Here is a 6,530-nt window from a genome sequence, read left to right as displayed (position 1 = left end):
CCCTCCCCGTCCACGCGCTGGCAGCGCCTGGCCTGGCTGAGCCTGTTCACCGCCCTCAACGCCGGCGCCGCGATCCTCATCGCACTGGGCAACACCCCGCTGGGCGACAACCCCGGTGGCGGGCTCGGGCTGGCCTACCTGGGCATCGCCCTGCCCGGCCATTTCCTTGCGCTTGGCGCAGGGGTATCGCTGCTGCCGCTGCTGCTGGGCCTCTGGCTGCGCGGCACACGGCCCCTGCTGGTCAGCGCGGTGGTCCTGCAGACCCTGTGGCTGTGCCTGCTGCTGGTCGATGCCAAGGTGTTTGCCCTGTATCGCTTCCACCTCAATGCCATGGTGCTCAACATGGTGTTCGGCGGCGCACTGCAGGACCAGGTCGCGCTGTCCTGGCAGACCTGGCTGCAGGTGGCGGCCGTGCTGGCCGCCGTGGTTGTGGCCGAAGTGCTGCTGGCCTGGGCCTGCTGGCGGCTTGTACCCGGCGCGGCACGGCGCCGCCCGCTGCTGCTGGCCTGGGCCGCCGGCCTGGCCCTGATGACCTGCGGCCAGGTCGCTACCGCCTACTACGACGCGCGCGGCGAACGCGCGGTGACCAGCCAATGGGCGTACCTGCCCTGGGCGCAGCCGATCACCGCCAAGCGCCACATGCACCGGCTCGGCGTGCAGAGCCTGCCCCAGGCCAGCCTGCCCGACCCGCGCCACAGCCAGCTGCAGTACCCGCTGCACCCATTGCGCTGCCAGAGCAACGTGCAGCCCAACGTGCTGGTGGTGGTGATGGAATCGCTGCGCCATGACGCGCTCGATGCCACCACCATGCCCAACACCTGGGCACTGGCCGCGCAGTCGGAGCAGTTCACCGCCCACTACAGCAGCGGCAATGCCACCCGCTACGGCCTGTTCGGCCTGCTTTACGGCCTGCCCGGCGGCTACTGGGACAGCATGCTCAGCGAACAGCGCGGCTCGCAGCTGTTCGACGTGCTCCAGCAACAGGGGTACGACCTGCATCTGTACGGCAGCGCGCCGCTGCACAGCCCGGAATTCGACCGCACCGTGTTTGCCCAGGTGCGCGATCAGCTGCACACGGCGCCGTCGGCACTGCCGGTGGCCGCGCGTGACCGACACATCATCGACGCACTGCGCGCCGACATCACCCGGCCGGGCAACGGCCACTGGTTCGGGTTCGCGTTCCTGGACAGCACCCATGCGCCCTACCACCTGCCCAAGGACTACCCGCCGCTGGCCACGCCGATGGCGAGCCACATCGACTTCCTTGCACTGGACGAAGACCACGTGCCGGTACCGGAGCTCAACCGCTACCGCACCGCCGTGCACTACGCCGATGGTTTGCTCGGTGAGCTGCTGCAGACCCTGCGCGACAGCGGCCAGGCCGACAACACCATCGTGCTGGTGACCGGTGACCACGCCGAGGAATTCAACGACCTTGGCCTCAACTACTGGGGCCACAACGGCAACTTCTCCGACTACCAGATGCGCGTGCCGTTCGTGCTGCATTGGCCCGGCCGCACGCCCGCCCGGCACACCGGCAGCACCAGTCACGAGGACTGGGTGCCCACCCTGATGCGCCACGGCCTGGGCTGCGAGAACGCGCTGGCTGACTTCAGTACCGGCCGCGACCTGTTCGACCCGGTGCCGGCCGACCGTGCACTGCTGGTGGAAAGCTGGTCGCAGCGCGGCATCCGCCAGGGCGACCGCACCTACGTGTTCGACAAGTTCGGCAACGCCACCACCCTGGACCGCCAGTACCTGCCGGTGCCCGACCAGCAACCCGATGCCGCTGCGGTACGCGCGGCATGGGACGCGCTCACCCATTTCCGCCGGCAATGACCCGGCCGCTCCCCGCCTGGAACGTTCATCGATGAACACCCCTTCCAATACCCCGCCCCTGAAGATCCTGCACACGGAGGCCGCCAAGGGATTCGGCGGACAGGAGATCTACATCTACCGCCACATGCTGGCCATGCGCGAGCGTGGCCATGACGTGTCGCTGCTGTGCCAGCCCGGTGCGCGCCTGGGCGCCATCGCACGCGAGGCCGGCTTCACCGTGCATGACCTGAAAATGGGCGGTCTGCTGCGCCTGCTGCGCGGGATCTGGTCGGTGCGGCGGCTGGTGCGCCGCCATGGCTTCGACGTGGTCAATACCACCAGCCGCCGCGACAGCCTGATCGCCGCCGCCGGCGCGCGGCTGGGGCGCACGCCGCTGGTGGTGCGCTCACGCCACCTGATGAGCCCGGTCAACTCGTTGCTGACCTATACCGGCCTGCCGCACCGGGTGATGACGGTCAGCAGCTTCGTCAAGCAGCTGCTGGTGGCGCGCGGGGTGGACGACCGCCACGTGGGCATCGTGCCGCCGATCGCGGTGCCGCCGGAGTGGTCGAAGATCGACTGCGATGATCCCTGGCAATGCGTTCAGGACACCCGTGCCGAGGTACGCCGCGAGCTGGGCTTTGCCGACGACCAGATCGTGGTCGGCTGCGTGGCGGTGCTGCGCGAACCCAAGGGCCACGTGGACCTGCTGCGCGCCATTGCGCCGCTGTGCCGCCAGCACCCCAACCTGCAGCTGGTGATTGTCGGTGACGGCCAGCCGGTGATGGGCCGGCTGGAGGCGCTGCGCAGCGAACTGGGCGTGGCCGCGCAGGTCCATCTGCTCGGCTACCGGCCCGGCGCGTGCCGCCTGATGGCCGGCTTCGACATCTTCGCCCTGGCCACGCACAAGGAAGCGGCCGGCACGGTGTTCCTGGAGGCGGCGCACGTGGGCGTGCCGGTAGTGGCCACGCGCGTGGGCGGGGTGCCGGAAATGGTGCTGGAAGGCAGCAATGCTATTCTCGCCCCATTGGGCGACCAGGCGGCCCTGACCCAGGCGTTGCAGACCCTGGTTGAAGATCCCGCGCAGCGCCGGCGCATGGGCCGTGCCGGCTGGGAATGGATGCGCAGCGCGCAGCGCTTCACCCCCTCGGGGCATACCGAAGCGACCGAACACTATTACCACCAGTGGTTGAAGGAACTGGGCCATGGCCAACGCTAGATCCGTGCCGGTATTGATGCACCACCACGTGTCGCCGTCGCCGGGAATGATCACGGTGTCGCCGGAGAATTTCGAAAGCCAGATCGCGTGGTTGGCCAACAACGGCTGGACCTCGCTGACGCTCGCGCAGTACGCCGATTTCCTGGCCGGCAAGCCGGTCCCGCGCAAGTCGATCGTGATCACCTTCGACGACGGCTACCTGGACAACTGGGTGTACGCGCACCCGATCCTGCTCAAGTACGGCATGCACGCGGTGGTGTTCGTGGTCACCGGCTGGATGGGCGAAGGCCCGGTCCGCCCGCACGCCGGGCAGCCGGGCGTGACGCTGCCGCCCACGCCGGACCATCGCGGGTGCGAAGCGGCGATCCTGCGGGACGACCGCACCGATGACGTGATGATGCGCTGGAGCGAGGCGCGCGCGATGATCGCGGCCGGCACCTTTGAAGTGCATTGCCACACCCACTCGCATACGCGCTGGCTGAAGCAGGACATCACCCGCGAGCAGAAGTGCGAGGGCATCACCCGCGACCTGTCGATGGCGCGGCTGGTGCTGCAGCAGCAGCTGGGCGAGGTGTCGGACACGCTGTGCTGGCCCTACGGCGATTTCGACGCGGATTACCTGCCGATCGCGCGTGCCCAGGGCTTCAAGTACCTGCACACCACGCACCCGTTCGGGCGCAACGTGGTGGGCGGCAATCCGGAGCACATTTACCGCTTCGCGATCCGCAACCGCCCGGCCAGCTGGCTGCGCAAGCGCATCGCGTGGAGTTACAACCCGTTGATCGCCCCGGTGTTCAACCGCTTCAAGGCGAAGCAGAAGAAGATGGTGCCGGGGCCGTAAGGCGGCCGGGGCTGTAACGCCATCCGGTAGAGCCGACCGTTGGTCGGCTGCTCCAGCACGGTGCACATCAACGCAGCCCACCGACGGTGGAAAAGCCGACCACCGGTCGGCTCTACCGCACGGTGGCCGTTCTCAGGCCGCCGCCGCCTTCACCGCGCCGGACAGGTGGTCCAGCGTGGACTGCATCAACTCGGCGGTATCGGCCTCGACGGTGACACGCACCACCGGCTCGGTGCCGGACGGACGCAGGAACGCGCGACCGCGGCCCTTCACCGCCGCCTGCGCGGCGACCAGCGCGGCCTGCACTGTTTCCGCCTGCACGATGGCCTTGGCCGACACGTCGCCCAGCCGCACGTTCACGGTCTTCTGCGGCACCCGGCTCAGGTCCTGCAGCGAGGCGCGCAGCGTGCGGCCTTCGCGGCGCAGCACTTCCAGCACCTGCAGCGCGCTGACGATGGCATCGCCGGTGGTGGCACGGTCCAGGCACAGCAGGTGGCCGGAGGCTTCGCCGCCCAGCACGCCGCCGCCTTCGACCAGCGCCTGGTGCACGTAGCGGTCGCCCACGTTGCTGCGCACGAACGGCAGGCCGAGGCGCTCCAGCGCCTGTTCCAGGCCGAAGTTGGTCATCAGCGTGCCCACCACCGGGCCACGCAGGCGACCATTGCGCTGCCAGGACGCGGCCAGCACGTACAGCAGGTCGTCGCCGTCGACCGGGTTGCCCTGGTCGTCGGCCATCAGCACGCGGTCGCCATCGCCGTCGAAGGCGATGCCGAGATCGGCACCGACCTCGCGCACCTTGTTGGCCAGGTTGTCGATGTGCATCGAGCCGACGCCATCGTTGATGTTCACCCCGTTGGGCTCGGCACCGATGGTGACCACCTCCGCGCCCAGCTCGCGGAACAGCAGCGGGGCGATGTGGTAGGTGGCGCCATGCGCGCAGTCGAGCACAATCTTCAGCCCGCGCAGGTCGAAGCTGCGCGGCACGCTGGCCTTGCAGAACTCGATGTAGCGGCCCACCGCATCGCGCGCGCGCATGGCCTTGCCAAGGCGGTCGGATTCGGCGGTGGTGAAGTCGCTGTCCAGCGCCGCTTCCAGCGCCAGTTCGGTGGCGTCGTCGAGCTTTTCGCCATCGGCGGAGAAGAACTTGATGCCGTTGTCGTAATGCGGGTTGTGCGAGGCGCTGATGACGATGCCGGCGTCCGCGCCCAGGGTGCGGGTGAGGAACGCCACGGCCGGGGTCGGCATCGGGCCGAGCAGCTGCACGTCCACGCCGCCGGCGACCAGGCCCGCTTCCAGCGCGGCTTCGAACATGTAACCGGAAATGCGCGTGTCCTTGCCGATCACCACCACCGGGCGGTGCCCGGGGCGGTGGCCATTACGCTCGGTCAGCACGCGGCCGAGCGCATTGCCCAGGCGCAGCACGAAATCGGCGGAGATCACCCCTTGGCCCACGCGGCCACGGATGCCGTCGGTGCCGAAATACCGGCGCGCACCCATCAGGCGACCTCGTCGGCAACCGGCGCCGGCTGACGGCCGAGCATGGCCAGCAGGTCGGACAGGCGCTCACGCATTTCGCGGCGGTCGCAGATCTGGTCGATGGCCCCGTGCTCGAGCAGGAACTCCGAGCGCTGGAAGCCTTCGGGCAGCTTTTCGCGCACGGTCTGTTCGATCACGCGCGGGCCGGCGAAGCCGATCAGTGCCTGCGGTTCGGCGATGTTGATGTCGCCCAGCATCGCAAACGAGGCCGAGACGCCGCCGGTGGTCGGGTGGGTCAGGACCGAGATGTACGGCAGGCCGGCCTCACGCAGTTTGCCCAGCGCGGCCGAGGTCTTGGCCATCTGCATGAGCGAGAACAGGCCTTCCTGCATGCGCGCGCCGCCGCTGGCGGAGAAGCAGACATACGGGGCGCCGATTTCGACGGCCTTTTCAGCGGCCAGCGAGAAGCGCTCGCCGACGACCGAGCCCATCGAGCCGCCCATGAAGGCGAAGTCGAACGCGGAGGCGACCAGCGGGCGGCCCTTCATCAGGCCCTGCATGGCGATCAGGGCGTCGTATTCGCCGGTATTCTTCTGCGAGGCCTTGATGCGCTCGATGTACTTTTTCTGGTCCTTGAACTTGAGCAGGTCGGTCGGTCCCAGACGCGCACCGATTTCGGTGGTGCTGTCGGCGTCGAACAGGGCGGCCAGGCGCGCGCGCGCGCGGATCGCCATGTGGTGGCCGCACTTGGGGCAGACTTCCAGGTTCTCTTCCAGCTCAGGTCCGTACAGCGCGCTGCCGCAGTTGCTGCACTTCTCCCACAGGCCCTCGGGGACGCTGCGCTTCTTGCTGGGGACGTTGTCGGTGCGGATGCCAGACGGCATCAACTTGCTGAGCCAACTCATGCGGGATGCTACTTCCGTTCAGGGCGGCCCGAAGGCCGCAAAGGCGGACAGTCTAGCTCAGGCCCTCCCCACCCGTGCACCCCCTGCCGGGTGCGGCGGCGAACGGTAAAACCGTGCTGTGACGTATGTTTAGGAGCGGGCGACGGTGGTCTCCGGCCGGGATTCCGATGCTCTCACGGCAACAACAGCGCCTTGGTCGTGTCGCGGGAGGCAGGCGGGCAGCCGCACCCGGGACACGCGCGCAAACCCCGCCAGCGGCCCGGCCCAGCCG

Annotated in this window: 5 protein-coding genes; 3 read left to right on the top strand and 2 right to left on the bottom strand. The window is 68.8% G+C overall.

Annotation, left to right across the window (positions count from 1 at the left end):
• The 3 genes from DBR34_RS01320 to DBR34_RS01310 form a co-directional block, all read left to right on the top strand.
• A partial coding sequence (locus tag DBR34_RS01320; protein ID WP_258223607.1) for a sulfatase-like hydrolase/transferase occupies positions 1-1,839 on the top strand: 1,839 nt, incomplete at its 5' end.
• 31 nt (positions 1,840-1,870) lie between these two features.
• Complete coding sequence (locus DBR34_RS01315; RefSeq protein WP_128095399.1) at positions 1,871-3,037, top strand: glycosyltransferase family 4 protein; 1,167 nt, start codon at positions 1,871-1,873, stop codon at positions 3,035-3,037.
• Positions 3,024-3,878: a polysaccharide deacetylase family protein gene (locus tag DBR34_RS01310; protein WP_128095398.1), complete on the top strand. Its 855-nt coding sequence runs from the start codon at positions 3,024-3,026 to the stop codon at positions 3,876-3,878. Before DBR34_RS01315 ends, DBR34_RS01310 begins: the two co-directional genes overlap by 14 nt.
• Positions 3,879-4,010: 132 nt before the next feature.
• Here the strand turns inward: DBR34_RS01310 and glmM are convergent, their stop codons facing one another.
• Together glmM and accD are read right to left on the bottom strand one after the other, a co-directional pair.
• A complete protein-coding gene (gene glmM / locus DBR34_RS01305; RefSeq protein ID WP_128095397.1) occupies positions 4,011-5,375 on the bottom strand; it encodes a phosphoglucosamine mutase in 1,365 nt (454 codons plus the stop codon).
• Entirely contained in the window at positions 5,375-6,259 is an 885-nt protein-coding gene (gene accD, locus DBR34_RS01300) for an acetyl-CoA carboxylase, carboxyltransferase subunit beta (RefSeq protein ID WP_128095396.1), read from the bottom strand. Before accD ends, glmM begins: the two co-directional genes overlap by 1 nt.
• Positions 6,260-6,530 lie beyond the last annotated feature (271 nt).

The organism is Stenotrophomonas sp. HMWF003 (assembly GCF_003061285.1).
GTDB lineage: Bacteria > Pseudomonadota > Gammaproteobacteria > Xanthomonadales > Xanthomonadaceae > Stenotrophomonas > Stenotrophomonas maltophilia_AP.
The sequence above is the reverse complement of the archived record's forward strand: the minus strand, read 5'-3'. Positions and strand labels throughout refer to the sequence as shown.

Bases quoted from the DNA above. Each gene is read 5' to 3' on its own strand.
- DBR34_RS01315 (WP_128095399.1), top strand. From the start codon at position 1,871: ATGAACACCCCTTCCAATACCCCGCCCCTGAAGATCCTGCACACGGAG.
- DBR34_RS01310 (WP_128095398.1), top strand. From the start codon at position 3,024: ATGGCCAACGCTAGATCCGTGCCGGTATTGATGCACCACCACGTGTCG.
- glmM (WP_128095397.1), bottom strand. From the start codon at position 5,375: ATGGGTGCGCGCCGGTATTTCGGCACCGACGGCATCCGTGGCCGCGTG.
- accD (WP_128095396.1), bottom strand. From the start codon at position 6,259: ATGAGTTGGCTCAGCAAGTTGATGCCGTCTGGCATCCGCACCGACAAC.